This is a genomic window from Massilia sp. NBRC 108631 (genome assembly GCF_059704565.1).
Map to the genome: position 1 here is coordinate 45586 of NZ_BAAKJE010000182.1, position 16994 is coordinate 62579.

Here is a 16994-nt window from a genome sequence, read left to right on the forward strand (position 1 = left end):
TGATCAGGCATTGCGGCGCCGAATGCAAGCGCGCCGGGCCCGTTAGGCCAGGAAGTCGAACAGCGAGCGCGCGCCGGTGTAGCCGGGCAAGGCTTCGCTGGCGGCGGCCTGCTCCTGCTGCGTGTAGAACGCCACCAGCACATTGGCCTGGGTAGTCAGCGCCTTGGCCAGGTCGGCCTTTTTCGCGGTGAGGGTGCCGATGTCCTTGCTGACCTGCTGCGCCTCGCGCTGGATGCTGCTGTTCTTGCCGGTCAGGACATCGATCTTGGCGTCGAACTGGTCGGCCAGGCCCTTGCCCTGGTTGGTGAACAAGCCGGCCACGCCGGCCGAATCGGCCGCAATGGCGCTTTTCAGCTTCTTGTCGTCCAGCATCAGCTTGCCGCTGCTGTCGACCGTCACGCCGGCCGCCGCCAGCGCGGTCCTGGACACCCCGCCGCCGCCCTGCACCAGCGAATTGAGCTCGCGGCTGACCTGGCCCAGCGCCAGGTCGGACTTCAGCTCGCCCTTCTGCAAGGCGCTCAGTTTGTTGTTCAGGTCGTTGTAGGCGTTGACGAAGCTGGTGACGTTCTGCGCGATCTGGGCGCTGTCCTGGCTGACGGTCACGTCGGTCTTGCCGCTGCCGGTCAGGGTGACGCTGACGCCTTCGATGGCGTCCTTCAGCGTATTGCTGGCGCTTTTCACTTCCTTGCCGTTCACGGTGGCCAGCGCGTCCTGCGCCGCTTGCGCCTGGGTCAGGCCCTGCGCCGTGGGGCTGTTGTTGGCGGCCGGATTGTAGGACACCAGGCTCTTCACGGCCGCGTCGCCGGACACGCTGATGCGCATGCTGGCCGCTTCGCCGTTTTCGCCCTTGATCTGCAGCGCGTAGCCGGTGCCGCTCTTGACCACGCTGGCGTCGATGCCGGCGTCCTTGAAGGCGGCGGCAATGCCGTCCAGCGTATTGTTCTTGCTGTCGATGGTGATGGTCTTGGCGGCGGTCTTGCCGGGCGTGAATTTGTCCGCGCCCTCGACACCGAATTCAACCTTGATGGTGGCCGGCGAGCCGGTGCCGATCCTGGAACCGGCGCTGGCCAGCTTGTCGCTATTGAGGATCTGGCCCTGCGCCAGCTGTTTCACCTCCACCGCATACGTGCCGGGTTTGGCGGTGCCGCCCGCGCTCACGTTCAGCACGCCCTTGCCGGACGACGTGGCCGAGGTGCTCAGGCCGCTGCCGGCCAGGCGCTCGGCGATCGACTGGAAGCCGGTCAGCGCGCTTTGCAGCTGGCCCAGGCCGGACAGCTTGGTCTGGTCGCGCAGCAGGCTGGTATTCAGCCTGGCCACGGAACCGGCCTGGCCCGCCAGCGTGCGCTCGACCTTGGCCAGTACCGACGCCGACGGCGTCGAGCTGTTCGCGCCATACGCCGCCGTGCCGGTCAGATTGCCGTAGTTTCCGATGCTGCCGATGCCTGAGTTTGCCATTTTGTGTCATCCGATCAAAGTGGAAGACATGATAAGGTCTTCACCCGTCCATCAATGCGGCAAACAGCGCGGTATAAGCCGCCCGTATCAGCGCATGAACTTGCCGATCGCGGCCACGGCGGCCGCATCGGGATTGATGAATTGTAGGCCGACTTTCACGTCGTCGCCGCTAAAGATGCAATATGTTACTTTTGAACGGCAGCTAATGATGACCGGTTTGCCATCCACAAACATCTCGAATGAAACCTGCCCGATCTGGCCGGACGGCACCATGTGGCCCATGGTGACCGACATGCCGGTCGGGCCCAGGTCGATGGTACGGGCCGGCGCCGGCTTGGCGCCCTCCATTACCACCACCGCTTTTGCGCGTAAAATTTTACGGGTTGTCTGCCTTTGATCTACTAGCACGCTGTTGCTTCCTGAATTTCGACTTGCCTGTTGACTGCCTGATCAGAGCGCGTTTCTGGTAGCGCTCTCCAAGCCTTCATTCTACTGCGCATTCACTTTTGATGCAGGCGGAAATTGCCGTACGAATAAACTTGCTTACTGCAATTCACGCAGCTTGGTGAACGCGTCGTCGATGCGCTCCACCGCCACGATGGTCATGCCCTCGATGGCCTGCTTGGGCGCGTTCGCCTTGGGTATCATGGCGATCGAGAAACCCAGCTTGGCCGCCTCGCGCAAGCGTTCCTGGCCGCGCGGCGCGGGCCGGATCTCGCCCGCCAGGCCCACCTCGCCGAACACCACGAAGCCGCGCGGCAGCGCCTTGCTGCGCATCGACGAGTTAATCGCCAGCAGCACCGCCAGGTCGGCCGCCGGCTCGGTGATCTTCACGCCGCCGACCGCGTTGATGAACACGTCCTGGTCGAACGCGGCAATGCCGGCGTGGCGGTGCAGCACCGCCAGCAGCATGGCCAGCCGGTTCTGCTCCAGGCCCACCGACAGCCGGCGCGCGTTCGGCAGGTGGCTGGCATCGACCAGCGCCTGGATTTCCACCAGCAGCGGGCGGGTTCCCTCCTGCGTCACCATCACACAGGAACCGGGCACCTGGTTGTCATGCTGCGACAGGAACAGCGCGGACGGATTGGACACGCCTTTCAAGCCCTTGTCCGTCATGGCGAACACGCCCAGCTCGTTGACCGCGCCGAAGCGGTTCTTGATGGCGCGCACCAGCCGATAACTGGAATGGTTGTCGCCCTCGAAGTACAGCACCGTATCGACAATGTGCTCGAGCACGCGCGGCCCGGCCAGCGCGCCCTCCTTCGTCACGTGCCCCACCAGGATGATGGTGATGCCGCTCTGCTTGGCCATGCGGGTCAGCTGGGCTGCGCACTCGCGTACTTGCGCCACCGAGCCGGGCGCCGAGCTGAGCGCGTCCGAATACATGGTCTGGATCGAGTCGATCACCGCCACCTGCGGCTTCAGCTCGGCCAGCGTGCCGAGCACCTTTTCCAGCTGGATCTCGGCCTGCAATTTGAGGTCGCGCGCGTCGATCGCCAGGCGCTTGGCGCGCAGTGCGATCTGGGCGCCGGATTCCTCGCCGCTGACATACAGCACGCTTTTCGCGTGCGACATGTGCGCCAGCGCCTGTAGCAGCAGGGTCGACTTGCCGATGCCGGGATCGCCGCCGATCAGCACCACGCCGCCGGCCACCAGGCCGCCGCCCAGTACCCGGTCGAACTCCTCGATGCCGGTCGGGAAGCGCGGCACGTCCAGCGCCTCGATGTCCTGCAGCGACAGCACCGGCGCGGTCTGCGCCAGCGACAGGTGCTGCGGATTGGAGTAGCGGTTGTTGCCGGCGCCGGACTCCAGCACGGTTTCCACCATGGTGTTCCACTGCTGGCAGGCGCCGCACTGGCCGGTCCATTTGCTGCTGGTTCCGCCGCATTCGGTGCAGGTGTAATTGGTTTTTGCCTTGGCCATGCCGGTGCTCCTTACGCTTCCACCACGCGCACGCGCGGCGCCAGCGCGCACATCAGCTCATAGCCGATGGTGCCGGCGGCGGTGGCCACCTCGTCGATCGGCATGCCCCGTCCCCACAGCACCACCTTGCTGCCCACGCGCGCCTGCGGCAGGCCGCTCAGGTCCACGGTCAGCATGTCCATCGATACGCGGCCGACCACGCGGGTGCGCACGCCGTCCACCAGCACCGGCGTACCCTGCGGCGCGTGGCGCGGGTAGCCATCGGCGTAGCCGCAAGCGACCACGCCGATGCGCATCGGGCCGTCGGCCTGGAAGCGGCTGCCGTAGCCGACGCAGTCGCCGGCCAGGATGTCCTGCACCGAAATCAGTTCGCTGCTCAGCGTCATGGCCGGCAGCAGGCCGAATTCCTCGGCGCTCTTGCCGCCCGGCGAGCCGCCGTACAGCATGATGCCGGGCCGTATCCAGTCGCTCACCAGTTCGGCGCCCAGGGTCCGCGCCGCGCCGGGCATGTGGAAGATGCCAGCCGAGTTGGCCAGGCTGAGCGGCCCCGGCAAGCCGGCCGCGCCGGCGTTGAAGCGGCGCACCTGCTCGCCGATCGGCAGGCGCGGATGCGCGGTCTCGTCGGCATTGGCGAAGTGGGTCATCAGCGTGATTTCGCCCACGTGCGGCAGCGCGCGCAGGCGCGCATGGGCGGCGGCGAACCGCTCCGGCTTGAAGCCGAGACGGTTCATGCCGGTGTTCATTTTCAGGTGCAGATTCAGCGGCTTGGCCGCTGCGGGCAGGCGGGCCGACTCGATCAGCGCCAACTGCTCCTCGCCATGCACGGCGCCGTTGATGCCATGCGCGGCCATCATGGCCACGTCGGCCGCGTCGAAAGGGCCTTCGAGCAGCAGGATGGGCTTGGTCCAGCCCAGTTCGCGCAAGCGCAGCGCGTTGTCCGGCTCGATCAGCGCCAGGCCGTCGGCGTCCGCCAGGCCGCGCATGGCGCGCTCCAGTCCATGGCCGTAGCCGTTCGCCTTCAGCACGCCCCACACCCTGGCGCCCGGCGCGCAGGCTCTGGCCCGCGCCAGGTTGTGTTGCATGGACTCTATATGGATGGTTGCGACGATCGGCCTTGGCATAGTGAAATCGGGACGGTTGAGCGAAGCCGTATTCTACCCGGATGCGCCGCCGGATGCGCCCCGGGCAGCAGCCCGGACAACGCCTGATTTCCTTGCGGAAACATCGAAACGGCGGGCTTGGCCGCAGCTTCCGTACATGTAGTCGATTTCTTGGGAATACCAGTTATTCATGGTATAAAGCAAGCCGAGATTAGTTTCCAGGCCTTCCAGTATGAATCGTGGTTTTTATACCATCATGGCAGCGCAGTTCTTTTCGTCACTGGCAGACAATGCACTGCTGTTTGTGGCCATCGATCTGCTGATTTCCATGAAGTCCCCGGCGTGGCTGACGCCGCTGCTGAAATTGTCGTTCGTGCTGTTCTACGTGCTGCTGGCCGCTTTCGTCGGTGCTTTCTCGGACGCCCTGCCCAAAGGCCGGGTCATGTTCATCGCCAACATGATCAAGATCCTGGGCTGCGCCATGATCTTCTTCCATGTTCACCCGCTGCTGGCCTATGCCGTGGTCGGCTTCGGCGCGGCGGTGTACTCGCCCGCCAAGTACGGCATCCTGACCGAACTGCTGCCGGCCGAGAAGCTGGTGGCCGCCAACGGCTGGATCGAAGGCCTGACCGTGACCTCCATCATTCTCGGCACCGTCATGGGCGGCGCGCTGGTGACCGGCCGCCTGTCGAGCATGCTGCTCAATATCGACCTCCCGCTGATCGAGACCGGCATCGACACCACCACCGAGGCGGCGCTGTGCGTACTGGGCCTGACCTATGTGCTGGCGGCCATCTTCAACCTGCGCATCCCGGACACCGGCTGTATCTATCCGCACCAGGAACGCAATCCGATCAAGCTGATCGTCGATTTCTCGAACTGCTTCACGCTGCTGTGGAAGGACAAGCTGGGCCAGATTTCGCTGGCGGTGACCACGCTGTTCTGGGGCGCCGGCGCCACCTTGCAGCTGATCGTGCTGGAGTGGGCGCAGCGCTCGCTGGGCATGCGCTACGACCAGGCCACCAGCATGGTGGGCATGGTCGCCATCGGCATCGCCTTCGGCGCCATCATGTCGGCCCGCTTCATTACGCTGCGCAAGTCGCTGTCGGTGATCCCGCTGGGCATCCTGATGGGGGTCATCGTGATGGGCATGACACTGGTGTACTCGACCTGGATCGCCTACCCGCTGCTGGTGGTGATCGGCGCCATCGGCGGCTTCTTCGTGGTGCCGATGAACGCGCTGCTGCAGCACCGGGGCCACGTGCTGATGAGTGCGGGCCACTCGATCGCGGTGCAGAACTTCAATGAAAACCTGTCCATCCTGACCATGCTGGCCATGTACTCGCTGATGATACGCCTGCACCTGGGACTGAACACCATCATCGTGCTGTTCGGCCTGTTCATTGCCGGCATCATGCTGTGCATTATGTGGCTGCACAATGCCAACCAGCGCCAGCACGATTCGCTCGCACTGATCGGCGAAGCGAAGCACTAGCGTAGCACTTTACGGGGGCAGCAGCCCCTGTTCACGGCGCGCGGCGGCCCGCGCGCGCCAGTCGTCCGGCGCGACAAAACCCCGCTCGCGCTCGACCAGCCAGCCATCCCGCTCCACCACCGACGCCACCATCACCGGCGACATCTCCTGTTCGAAACGGGCCAGCACGGCCTGCACCACTTGCGCAGCGTCCAGCGGCGCCGCGCTGTCGACCGCCGCGATGGAATTGATGCGCGCCGGTCCGGCGGCGGCTGGCGATCCCGGCGGGCGGTCCGGCACCGCATCCGGCCCGGAACCCGGCACGGGTGCACCGGCGCCAGCCGCGCGCACCTTCAGCGGCGCCAGCCATTGAAGGCGCGGCATCACCACGTACTGTTGCCGCGGCTGCGCGGCGCCGTTGCGGCCGGCCGCGAATTCACGCAGCGTGCTCCAGTAGCCCAGGCAGTGGCCGGGCGAGATGCCGGCCAGCGCGTGCGGCGAACCTTGCGGATAGAACAGCCAGCCCTTCACCAGCGCCTGCGCCAGATCCACCGGCTGCGGCAGCAGCGGCTGCGCGGCGGGGTGGTAGGCCAGTTCGAGCTGCTTGGCGAAAGTCTTGCGCATCTTGACGCCCAGCGTGTCCGCCAGGTTGGGGCCGATCAGGTGGTTGAAGCTGGCCGCTCCCGCCGTGTCGTCCAGCAGGTAGAACTTGGTGGCGAATTCCCAGTGCAGCAGCTGGCTGCCATGGCGCAGCAGGAAATCGAACTCGCCCACCGTGTCGTTGCGGTTGGCGCGCACCTGCAGGCCATGCGCCACCAGGGTGCCTTGCTGCTCGAAATAGAACGCCATCAGTTTCTCGGCGTACAGGCCAAGGCGCGAATAGAAACGGCCGCCCAGGGCGGCGTCCAGCGGCGCGGGGTCGCGCTCCAGCGCGGCCAGCCATTCGGCGGCCGCCGGCGGCACGGGGCCGAGGGTGGCGATGCGGTTTTGCCAGTGCGGCGAGGCCGGGTCGAGCAGGTCCGGCGCGTCCAGCAGCCAGGCCAGCGCGCGCACATGGGGGCGGGTCAGATGGCCCCAGGTGCGCTCGAAGCGCATCTGGTACGTTTCCGTACCGCTTGTTTCCTGCGCTGCGTCAGGCCCGGCCGGCATGGGCCGCTTTCGCCAGGCACAGGTCGGACCATGCCCTGGCCTTGTCCGCCGGCTTGCGCAGCAGGTCGGCCGGGTGGTAGGTGGCAATGGTGGGAATGCCGTCGTAGCGCAGCACCTTGCCGCGCGCGGCGGCGCCCAGCAAGCCTTTGCCGGCCGTGTGGCCCAGCGTGAGGATCATGCGGCTGCCGGCCAGCTCCAGCTCGCGCTGCAGGTAGGGCCGGCACGCCGCCAGCTGCTCGGGCGTAGGCAGGCTGTCGCTGCCGTCCGGCGCGGCCGGCGGGCGGCATTTCACCAGCGTGGTGACGTAGGCGTCTTCGTCCGGCGTGAGCGCAATGGCTTTCAGCATATTGTCCAGCAACTGGCCCGCTGCGCCGGCGATGGCGCGCACTTCCTGCTCGTCCGCAGCGGCGGGCGCGGTGCCCAGCACCAGCCACTGCGCGTGCGGGTCGCCGCGTCCGGGCACGGCGGCCTGGCGGCTATGGCACAAGTCGCAGCGGGTGCAGGTGCTGACGGCAGCCTGCAGCGCGGTCCAGTCCATGTCGGCGATCTGCTGGCCGGCCTGCTGCGCGCGGGCCGAGCCGGGCGCCGGGGTCGCGGCCGGCATCGGCACGTCGTCGAACCAGGCAGTCGATTCCGGCTCCTCCGCGCCTGCGGCGGGCGGACGCGCCGGCGCCGCCTGCACTGGCTTGGCGGGCGATTTGGTAACCACCGGTGGCGGCGTGGCCGGCACGGGGGCATCGTCGAACCAGGCCGTGTCGTCGCTCGCGGCGGCGCCTGGGGCGGGGCGTGCGGCGGCTGGCTGCGCGGCGGGCCGCTGAGCGGCAGGCGGCAGCGCGGCGGCTGGCTGCGCCGGGGCTGGCTGCGCGGCGGGCGGCTGCACGGTGCGAAGCCCGGGCGCCTGCGCGGGCGCCTCATGCCGGGCTGCGGCAGGCTCGTGCGCGGCGTACGCCGACATGACCGCAGCGGCCAGGTCAACCGGTTCAGCGGTTTCAGCGGCCCCGGCAACATCGTTGCCGGCATGGGGCTCGGCAGCGCCCGGCGCGGCATTGCGCAAGCGCCATTGCACGCCCACGCCGATCTCCTGCAGGAACACTTCATTGCGGTTCATAACATATAACGCATGACGATCGCGTCCTCGCGTTGCTGGCCGCCCGCCGGGTAGTAGCCCTTGCGGCGGCCGATCTGTTCAAATCCGTAGCGCTGGTACAGTTCCAGCGCCCGCACGTTCGACGGCCGCACTTCCAGCAGCATCGATTCCATCCCCAGCCCGCGCGCGCAGGCCACGGACTGGTTCAGCAGGAAGCGGCCCAGCCCTTGCCCTTGCCACTCTTGCGCCACCGCCACGTTCAGCAGATGCGCCTCATCGACCATCTGCATCACCAGGAAATAGCCCATCAGCTGCATGGACTGGTTGCGCAGCACCCAGGCGTGGTAGCCGCTGGCCAGCGAATCGGCGAAATTGCCCCGGGTCCAGGGGTAGGGATAAACGCTTTCCTCCAGCGCCACCACTTCGTCGATATCGCCGTCCTGCATCGGTTCATAATTGAGCCGCGCCAGATCCCACACTGGCTTCATGCGGCGGCCTTCGCAGCGTTGATCTCGCGCCGTTCGGCGCTGGTATAGGCGATCTTGTTGCGCAGGTAGAACGGCTGGGCGTCGGCCGCCTTCACACCCTGCCCGGCCGCGAACGCAATGCGGCCCAGCTGCGCGATCTGCGCCGCGTGCGGCATCACGTCCGCATGCGCGCCGGCTGCGAACGGCTGGTCCGCCAGCGCTGCCGCGTAGGCCGCGAAGCCATTGCCGCACGCCGTCACCGCACCCTGCGGCGCCACCGCTTCGGGCGCCGACAGCACCGGCGGCAGCACGGACAGCGGCAGCGCCGCCGGCGCCGCCGGCGATGCGCCGCCGAAGCGGTACTGGGCCCAATACACTTCACTCATGCGCGCGTCCAGCACGGCCAGCACATCGGCGCCGCCGTGCTGCTGGTGGCAGGCCAGCGCCATGGCGTCCAGCGTCACCACCGGCACCAGCGGCAGCCCGGCGCCGTAACCGAGGCCCTGGGCGATGCCGCAAGCGGTGCGCACACCGGTGAAGGAACCCGGGCCGGAGCCGTAGGCGATGGCGTCGCACTCGCGCAACGCAACGCCGGCTTCGGCCAGCAGTTCCTGGATCATCGGCAGGATGGCCTGCGAATGGGTGCGCACGCCGGACGAGGATCGGGTGTAAAGCTTCTCGCCGCGCAGCAGCGCGCAGGAAGCCATTTCAGATGATGTTTCAATTGCAAGTATGGTAGACATGCCGTATTTTAACCCGCCGGGGCCGGCCTGCGCGGGCCGGCGACATCTCGCGGTACAATAGCGCGCATGCATAGCACTACCCTACATACCGATAATCGCGCCGACGTCTCGGCAGCGCTGGCGCAGGACCGCTGGATCGTTGCCTGCCTGTGCGCCGCCTGGTGCGGCACCTGCGCCGGCTACCGCGCCACCTTCGACGAACTGGCCGCGCGCCATCCGGACAAATACTTCCTGTGGGTCGATATCGAAGACCATGCCGACGTGGTGGGCGACCTGGACGTGGAGAACTTCCCCACCCTGCTGATCCAGCGCCACGAGCATGTGGCCTTTTTCGGCACCATGCTGCCGGACCCGAACGTGGCGCACCGGCTGATCGTGGCGCAAGCCGGCATGGACGACGCCGAACTGGCGCGCTACGCGCAAAGCAGCGAGGAGCGCCGCCACTGGCAGCGCGACTGCAACTTGCGCGTGCTGCTCCCGGCGGCCGCCTGAATCGGCGCTGAGGCCAGCGCCTACGCCAGCCTGAGCGGCAGGCTGCGCAAGCGCTGCCCGGTCAGCGCGAACACGGCGTTGGCCACCGCCGGCGCCACCGGCGGCACCGCGGGTTCTCCCATGCCTTCGGGCGGCTCGGCGCTCAGCATGATGATGGTCTCCACTTTCGGCGCCTGGTCCATGCGCAGCACCGGGTACTGGTGGAAGTTGGTCTGCTCCACCTTGCCGTCCTTGATGGTGATCTCGCCGCCCAGCGCCGCCGACAGGCCGAACACCACCGACGACTCCACCTGCTGCGAAATGATGCCAGGGTTGACGGCGATGCCGCAGTCCACCGCGCACACCACGCGGTGCACGACGATCTGCCTGTCCAGCACCGACACTTCCGCCACCTGCGCCACGATGGTGCCGAAGGACTGGTGCAAGGCCACGCCATGCGCGCGACCCGCCGGCGGCTGGCCAGCCTTGTCCACCGCCGCGTTCAGCACCGCCAGGTGGCGCGGATGGCGGTTTAGCAAGCCGCGCCGGAATCCCACCCCGCTCATGCCAGCCGCATGCGCCAGCTCGTCGATGAAGCTCTCCTTGAAGAAGGCATTGTGCGCATGCCCCACCGAGCGGAAATAGCCGACCGGTACCGCGCTGTCGGCAATGATGTGGCGGATGCGCTGGTGCGGAATCTCGTACTGCATGTCGAACGCGCCCTCGGCGGTGGTCATGTCTGGCCCCAGGCCCGGCAGGCCCAGGCTGCGCTTGAGGTACTGGTGCCCGATCGAGGCGCTGACGGACTTGTTGTCCCAGGCCGAGATATTGCCGGCCGCGTCCAGGCTGGCGGCAAAGCGCGCCAGCGCGGCCGGGCGGTACACGTCGTGCGTGATGTCGTCCTCGCGCGACCAGATCAGCTGCACCGGCGCGCCGTTGCACTCCTTGGCCACCGCCACCGCCTGCGCGATGAAGTCCGCTTCCAGGCGCCGCCCGAAGCCGCCGCCCAGCATGGTCACCTCCAGCGTCACGTCGGCCGCTTTCACGCCCGCCACCTTGGCTGCGGTGTCGATCGCCAGCGTCGGCACCTGGGTCGATACCCACAGGCGCACCTTGCCGTCCCTGACCTGGGCGGTGCAGTTGAGCGGCTCCATGGCGGCGTGCGCCAGGAACGGCGCGCGGTACTCGGCCTTCACCGTCTTGAGCGTGCCTGTCGCCTCGGCCATGCCGTCCACCTCGTCCATGTCGCCCGCCGTGTAATACGCGTGGCCGTCCTCGTCGTCCAGCTGCTGCGCGAAGCGCTGGTACAGGTCGGCGCTCGACAGCTTGCCGTTCACGCCCTCCAGCCAGACCACCGGCAGCGCCGCGGCGGCCTGCCTCGCCTGCCAGTAGCGCGCAGCCACCACCGCCACGCCGGCCCCGGCGCCGGTCTTTTCGGCCAGCGCCGGCGAGAAGTCCACCACCCGCGACACGCCCGGCATCCTCAGGGCCGCCGCCGTGTCCACGCTGGCCACGGTGCCGCCTATCACCGGCGACATCTTCACCGCCGCGTACAGCATGCCCTCGGGCCGCACGTCCAGTCCGAAGACGGCGCTGCCGTCGCTCTTGGACGCCGAATCGCGGCGCAGCACGGCCGTGCCGATCAAGCGGAACTGGCCCACGGTCTTCAGCCGCACTTCGCCCGGCGTCATGCCCGCCGCGGCGGCCACCAGGCTGCCGTAGCTGGCGCGCTTGCCGTTCGGGTGCCCGACATAGCCCGCTTCGGTGAAGCACTCGAGCGGGCGCACCTTCCACTGGCGCGCGGCCGCTTCGATCAGCAAGGCGCGCGCCGTGGCGCCGGCCTCGCGCATCGGCAGCCATAAGTCCTTCACGCTGGACGAATGGCCGGTCAGGTTGATGCCCAGCTCGCGCCCCACCTTGGCCACCAGCCACGAGGCCGCGCGCTTGCCACGGCTGTCATCGTCGGGATGGAACGGCAGGTTGTCCACCAGGGCGGCCACGTTGCCGTAGATCTTGTCGTTGGGCGCCTGCACCAGCTGCACCCAGCCGATCGGCACGTCCAGCTCCTCGGCCAGCAGCATCGGCAGCGCGGTGTGTACGCCCTGCCCCATTTCGCTGCGCGCCATCGCCACCGTCACGCTGTTGTCCGGCGCAATGGCGACCCAGCCGTTAAGCGCCACCGCGCCACTCGCGCCTGCCAGCGGCAGCGGCACCTTGCCGCGCACGCGCTGGCGCGCCGGCAGCGCCCCCCAGCCGAGCACCATGGCGCCCGCCACCGCGGTGGCGCTCAGCAGAAAACGGCGGCGCGACAACTTCATACAGTCCTTTCGAATGGGCGCATCAGGACTTCCAGCGCTGCAGCAGGTCGTCCGGCAGCACCGGGCGGCTGTAGAAATAGCCCTGCGCCAGGTTGCAGCCGTGGCGCAGCAGGAAGGCGGCCTGCTCGTCGGTCTCCACGCCTTCGGCGATGACGGACAAATTCATGCTCTTGCCGAGCTGGATGATGGCGATGGCGATCGCCTCGTCGTTGACATCGGTCGAAATGTCCTTGATGAAGGAGCGGTCGATTTTCAAGGTCTGCACCGGCATCTGCTTCAGGTAGGCCAGCGAGGAATAGCCGGTGCCGAAGTCGTCGATCGCCAGGCCCACGCCGATCGAGTGCAGGTCGTTGATGAAGACCAGCGCGTCGCCGGTGTTCATGATGACAGACTCGGTCACCTCCAGCTGCAGGCGGTGCGGCTCCAGCCCGGTCTCGCGCAGGATGTCCCCCACCATCGAAGCGATGCTGCCGCGCTCGAACTGCTTGGCCGACAGGTTGACCGCCATCTTCGGCACCCACAGCCCGGCCTCCTGCCAGCGCACCATCTGCAGGCAGGCCTGGTACAGCACCCACTTGCCCAGCTGGTTGATGTAGCCGATATCCTCGGCCAGGGAAATGAAGCGGTTCGGCGGCACCAGGCCCAGTTCCGGGTGGTTCCAGCGCACCAGCGCCTCCACGCCCACCAGGCGGCCGGTGTCGATTTCCACCTGCGGCTGGTAATTCAGGAACATCTCTTCTTTTTCCAGCGAGCGGCGCAGGAAGGTCTCCAGGCGCAGGCGCTCCACGCCCTCGCCCGACATGGACGGCGCGTAGAAGCGGTAGCCGTTGCGGCCGCGCGCCTTGGCCTGGTACATGGCCACGTCGGCGTTGCGGATCAGCATATTCAGGTCGGTGGCGTCGGCCGGGTACAGGCTGATGCCCACGCTGCAGGTGACGAACAGTTCGTGGCCGGCCACCATGAAGGGCTGCTCGAACATGCCGACCAGTTTTTCGGCCACCAGGCTGGCGCCATACTGGCCGTCCACGTTCTCCAGCAGCACGATGAATTCGTCGCCGCCCAGGCGCGCCAGCGTGTCGCCGTCGCGCAGCTTGTCCTGCAGCGCCTCGGCCACCTGCTTGAGCAGCTCGTCGCCGATGTGGTGCCCCAGCGTGTCGTTGACGTTCTTGAAGCGGTCCAGGTCGATGAACAGCAGCGCCAGCTGCTCCTGCTCGCGCGCGGCGCGCTGCAGCGCGTGGTGCAGGCGGTCGTGGAACAGCAACCGGTTCGGCAAGGCGGTCAGCGGATCGTGGTGCGCCAGGTGGTCCAGCTTTTCCTGCGACTGCTTGACCAGCGTGATATCGCTGAACACGCACACATAGTGGGTGGTCAGGCCGTGGGTGTCGCGCACCGCGCTCACCGTCAGCCATTCCAGGTACAGCTCGCCCGTTTTGCGCAGGCTCCACAGCTCGCCGCGCCAGAAGCCGGTGGTTTCCAGCTCCTGCCACATGGCGTGGTAGAAGGTGTCCTCGTGGCGGCCGGAACGCGTCAGCGCGCGGTCCTGGCCCAGCGCTTCAGCCTCGCTGTAGCCGGTGATCTGCGTGAAGGCCGGATTCACGGCCACGATGATGCCCTGCGCATCGATCACCATCACGCCGTCGGCGATGTGCTCGAGCACCGTGGCCGACAGGCGCAGCTTTTCCTCCGCTTCCTTGCGCGCGGTGACGTCGGCGTAGACCCAGATGCTGCCCTCGTTGGCGCGGCTCTGGTCGATGGCGCAGCCGCTCACCATGCACCAGAACAGCGTGCCGTCCTTGCGCCGGTAGTGGCGCTCTTCGCTGAAGTACTCGCCGGCCGACAGCGTGGGGTACTGGCGCGCGCCGGCCGACTCGAACTCGAACGCGGTGGGGAACACGATGGAGGTGGAGGCGCCGGCCATGGCGCCGGGCTCGTAGCCGAACAGTTCCTCGCAGCGCCGGTTGACCGAGACGATCTGGCGGTTGCGCACGAACATCACGCCGAACATCACGTTGTCCAGGATGGCGCTCTGCTCGGCCAGCAGCGCCTCGATGCGCATTTCATTGTGCTTGCGCTGGCTGATGTCGGAAATGATGCCGTCCACCCAGGGCGCGCTGTCGCCCCGCTCGGCCACCTGCGGCTGGCCGTTCTCGGCCACCCAGCGCTCGGTGCCGCTGGCGTCGGTGATGCGGTACTCGACCGAATACGGGCGGCCGTCGCGGATGGCCTGGGTCACCACGCGGCGCTGCATGCGGCGGTCCTCCGGGCAGATCAGGTTGGCCCAGGAATGGCTCGTGCTGCGCATGAACTGCGCGGCCGAGTAGCCGGAAATATCCTCGATGGCGTCGCTGACGAAGTCGATCGGGCCGTCCGGGCGAAAGCGGAACACCGCGCCCGGCACCTGGGTCACGATGGTGCGGAAGCGCTCTTCGCGCTGGCCGATGTCCTCGAACAGGTGCTTGATCGCCACCCGCATCTGCTCCAGCTGGCCGGACAGGCGCCCCAGCTCGTCGCTGCCGGTCAGTTCCAGCCGGGTTTCAAAGTCGCCGTGCGACAGGCGGTCGGAAAAGCGCATCAGCTTGCGCAGCGGCTTGAGCAGGCGCTTGTTCAGGAACAGCACGATCAGCAGCAGCGACACGGTCAGCTGCGCGGCCAGCACGAACACATAGGACAGCTGCTTCTCGCGCAGCTCCTGCTGGCTGCGCGCGTCGTCCATCTCCACCACGATGCGGCCGATCTTCTCGCCGCGCACCAGGATTTCGCGTTCGGCGCGGTACACGTTGCCGGTCTGCCGGCGCGGCGACTGCACGTGCATGAACTGGGTTTCGGCCTGGCCGGTCACCTGCACCTGCAGCACCGAGCGGTCGCGCATCACCGACTCGACCAGCGAATGGGCCGATTCGGCATTCATATTCCATAGCGACTCCTGCATGCCCAGCGCCAGGATGTCGGCATTGCGCTGCAGCGATTCGTTCAGGGCCATCTTGGCCGACTGCTGCTCGTGCACGCCGATCAGCAGATAGCTGCCGATGATGGCAGGTATCACAAGGCCGCCAAAAACCACCAGCAGCAGCGCGCCGTAGATGGAAAGGCCGTACAGCGCGCTCAGACGGGAACGCATCCTTCTGTATAAAGAACTAATCATTCACCACGGGACTTGGGGCCAGCGCGTGTCGGCGCATTCAGGAATTTTTCAATTGCAACAATTATGCACGCAAACAAGCGTGTGCGTCACCAGATTACACGGTGGCGCAGCTATCGGCGCCAGCAAGAATGCGACAAGCTTGCTATCATCGCCACTCTTTCAACGAGGAGCCCGCAATGACTTTTAATACCTACACCGCATCCATCCCAGTGTTCAAGCAGATCCTGAACAGTCTGCTGGCCATCCTCGACAAGGCCGAAGCCCATGTGGCCGACAAAAAACTGGACGCCAACGCCCTGTTGCAATTCCGCCTGTTCCCGGACATGCTGCCGTTCTCGCGCCAGATCCAGATCGCCACCGACTTCGCCAAGGGCGCCGGCGCGCGCCTGGCCGGCCAGGAAGTGCCGCCGTATGAGGACACCGAAAAAACCTTCGCCGAGCTGAAAGCGCGCATCGCCAAGACCATCGCCTTCCTGGAAGGCCTGGACGCGGCCGATTTCGGCGGCGCCGAAGACCGCGCCATCACCACCGGCAGCGGTGAAAAGACCAAGCACTTCACCGGCACCACCTACCTGCTGCACTACGCGTTGCCGCACTTCTTCTTCCACGCCACCACCGCCTACGACATCCTGCGCCACAATGGCCTGGAAATCGGCAAGAAGGACTTCATCGGCAGCTACTGATCGCCGCCGCGCCGCGCGCCGAACGGTGCGCGCGGCCTGTCTTGCCGCATGATATGGTTGCCGATATTATAATTATCCGACAACCATTGCGCGAGCATCATGACAACCCACCTCCTCATCAACGAGCCCGGCGCGCCGCAAGGCGCCGGCGCCCGCACCAGTTTCGGCGGCCTGCCCAGCGTGCCGGCCGGTTTTGCCTGGCCGGTCTGCAAGGAATGCGCTGGCCACTTGCAATTCCTCGGCCAGCTGCGCACCAACCACCCTGGCTCGCGGCGCGACCAACTGCTGCTGCTCTTCAAGTGCGATAACGATCCCGGCTGCTGCGATGAATGGGAAGCAGACAGCGGCGGCAACGCCGTCGTGGCGGTCCCGTCCGACGCCAGCCTGAGCCTGGCAGCCCCGCCTGCTGGCGGCGAAACCGTGCGCGCCACCCACCACGGCGCGCGGCTGGACACGCTGGACGGCGACTACGATGCGGCGCGCGATGCCTGGGATACCGGCGGCCGGCGCGGGCGCGACATCCTGGGCCAGCTGGGAGGCCAGCCCAGCTGGATCCAGGGCGAAGAGGTACCGCTGTGCAACGATTGTGGCAAGGAAATGGAATTCGTCGCGCAACTCGAGGAAGGCCCGGACCACCAGACCAGCATGAATTTCTGCGGCGGCGGCTGCGCCTACGTGTTCGCCTGCGGCTGCTCGCCGGCATCGGCCAAGATGGTGATACAGGCCTGAGGCAGGACCGGGACGGCGCCCGGTCCTCAGGTATTGCGGCGCGGGTAGCCCTGCGCCGTGATGCGCTGCCACACCGCTTCTTTTTCCGTCGCCGACATCGAGACCCAGTGCGCCACCTCTATATAAGTGCGTCCGCAGCCGCGGCAGATGTCGTCGAAGGTGGTGGAACAGACGGCCACGCAGGGCGTGTCCGGGCGCTGGGCCGGCGGCACGGACGGCGTTGCCGCCTCGTGCACCGCCGCCGCCATGCGCT

15 protein-coding genes are annotated in these 16994 nt (G+C 67.1%); 4 read left to right on the top strand and 11 right to left on the bottom strand.

Going from position 1 to position 16994, the window contains the following annotated elements; translation table 11 throughout:
* Nucleotides 1-42 precede the first annotated feature (42 nt).
* The 4 genes from fliD to alr all read right to left on the bottom strand — a co-directional run bounded on the left by fliD (nucleotide 43) and on the right by alr (nucleotide 4499).
* Entirely contained in the window at nucleotides 43-1455 is a 1413-nt protein-coding gene (fliD, locus tag AC6H42_RS19760; protein ID WP_497548767.1) for a flagellar filament capping protein FliD, read from the bottom strand.
* An 87-nt stretch (nucleotides 1456-1542) separates the two neighbouring features.
* Nucleotides 1543-1863, bottom strand: a complete 321-nt coding sequence (locus tag AC6H42_RS19765) for a PilZ domain-containing protein (RefSeq protein ID WP_057155576.1) — start codon at nucleotides 1861-1863, stop codon at nucleotides 1543-1545.
* A 135-nt stretch (nucleotides 1864-1998) separates the two neighbouring features.
* Nucleotides 1999-3378 carry a DNA repair protein RadA gene (gene radA, locus AC6H42_RS19770; protein ID WP_057155577.1) on the bottom strand — a complete coding sequence of 460 codons (1380 nt, stop codon included), beginning with the start codon at nucleotides 3376-3378 and terminating at the stop codon, nucleotides 1999-2001.
* Between the two features lie 11 nt (nucleotides 3379-3389).
* The gene (alr, locus tag AC6H42_RS19775; protein ID WP_057155578.1) at nucleotides 3390-4499 is read right to left on the bottom strand and encodes an alanine racemase; all 1110 of its coding nucleotides are present in this window, start codon (nucleotides 4497-4499) and stop codon (nucleotides 3390-3392) included.
* A 211-nt stretch (nucleotides 4500-4710) separates the two neighbouring features.
* Between alr and lplT the strand changes: the two genes are divergently transcribed.
* Nucleotides 4711-5973 (top strand): lysophospholipid transporter LplT, encoded by a 1263-nt coding sequence (lplT, locus tag AC6H42_RS19780; protein ID WP_057155579.1) that lies wholly within the window; start codon nucleotides 4711-4713, stop codon nucleotides 5971-5973.
* A gap of 9 nt (nucleotides 5974-5982) precedes the next feature.
* Here the strand turns inward: lplT and AC6H42_RS19785 are convergent, their stop codons facing one another.
* The 4 genes from AC6H42_RS19785 to tsaB are packed head-to-tail and all read right to left on the bottom strand — an operon-like array spanning nucleotide 5983 to nucleotide 9398.
* Nucleotides 5983-7047, bottom strand: a complete 1065-nt coding sequence (locus AC6H42_RS19785; RefSeq protein ID WP_497548768.1) for a DUF1853 family protein — start codon at nucleotides 7045-7047, stop codon at nucleotides 5983-5985.
* Nucleotides 7048-7084: 37 nt separating this feature from the next.
* Nucleotides 7085-8209: a uracil-DNA glycosylase gene (locus tag AC6H42_RS19790; protein WP_057155581.1), complete on the bottom strand. Its 1125-nt coding sequence runs from the start codon at nucleotides 8207-8209 to the stop codon at nucleotides 7085-7087.
* A complete protein-coding gene (rimI, locus tag AC6H42_RS19795; RefSeq protein ID WP_057155582.1) occupies nucleotides 8206-8676 on the bottom strand; it encodes a ribosomal protein S18-alanine N-acetyltransferase in 471 nt (156 codons plus the stop codon). The genes AC6H42_RS19790 and rimI overlap by 4 nt, the downstream gene beginning before the upstream one ends.
* Nucleotides 8673-9398, bottom strand: a complete 726-nt coding sequence (tsaB, locus tag AC6H42_RS19800) for a tRNA (adenosine(37)-N6)-threonylcarbamoyltransferase complex dimerization subunit type 1 TsaB (protein ID WP_057155583.1) — start codon at nucleotides 9396-9398, stop codon at nucleotides 8673-8675. The genes rimI and tsaB overlap by 4 nt, the downstream gene beginning before the upstream one ends.
* A 66-nt stretch (nucleotides 9399-9464) precedes the next feature.
* Between tsaB and AC6H42_RS19805 the strand changes: the two genes are divergently transcribed.
* Nucleotides 9465-9890, top strand: a complete 426-nt coding sequence (locus AC6H42_RS19805) for a thioredoxin family protein (protein ID WP_057155584.1) — start codon at nucleotides 9465-9467, stop codon at nucleotides 9888-9890.
* A gap of 20 nt (nucleotides 9891-9910) precedes the next feature.
* On the opposite strand, the gene AC6H42_RS19810 is transcribed toward AC6H42_RS19805, so the two are convergent.
* A complete protein-coding gene (locus AC6H42_RS19810) occupies nucleotides 9911-12187 on the bottom strand; it encodes a xanthine dehydrogenase family protein molybdopterin-binding subunit (RefSeq protein ID WP_057155585.1) in 2277 nt (758 codons plus the stop codon).
* Between the two features lie 22 nt (nucleotides 12188-12209).
* Nucleotides 12210-15329, bottom strand: a complete 3120-nt coding sequence (locus AC6H42_RS19815) for a bifunctional diguanylate cyclase/phosphodiesterase (protein ID WP_497548769.1) — start codon at nucleotides 15327-15329, stop codon at nucleotides 12210-12212.
* Between the two features lie 176 nt (nucleotides 15330-15505).
* Here AC6H42_RS19815 and AC6H42_RS19820 point away from each other — a divergent pair, with 176 nt between their 5' ends.
* Nucleotides 15506-16012 (top strand): DUF1993 domain-containing protein, encoded by a 507-nt coding sequence (locus AC6H42_RS19820; protein WP_497548770.1) that lies wholly within the window; start codon nucleotides 15506-15508, stop codon nucleotides 16010-16012.
* 99 nt (nucleotides 16013-16111) lie between these two features.
* Nucleotides 16112-16741, top strand: a complete 630-nt coding sequence (locus AC6H42_RS19825) for a YwqG family protein (protein ID WP_497548771.1) — start codon at nucleotides 16112-16114, stop codon at nucleotides 16739-16741.
* Nucleotides 16742-16767: 26 nt separating this feature from the next.
* On the opposite strand, the gene AC6H42_RS19830 is transcribed toward AC6H42_RS19825, so the two are convergent.
* The gene (locus AC6H42_RS19830) at nucleotides 16768-16989 is read right to left on the bottom strand and encodes a DUF1289 domain-containing protein (RefSeq protein WP_057156068.1); all 222 of its coding nucleotides are present in this window, start codon (nucleotides 16987-16989) and stop codon (nucleotides 16768-16770) included.
* Nucleotides 16990-16994 lie beyond the last annotated feature (5 nt).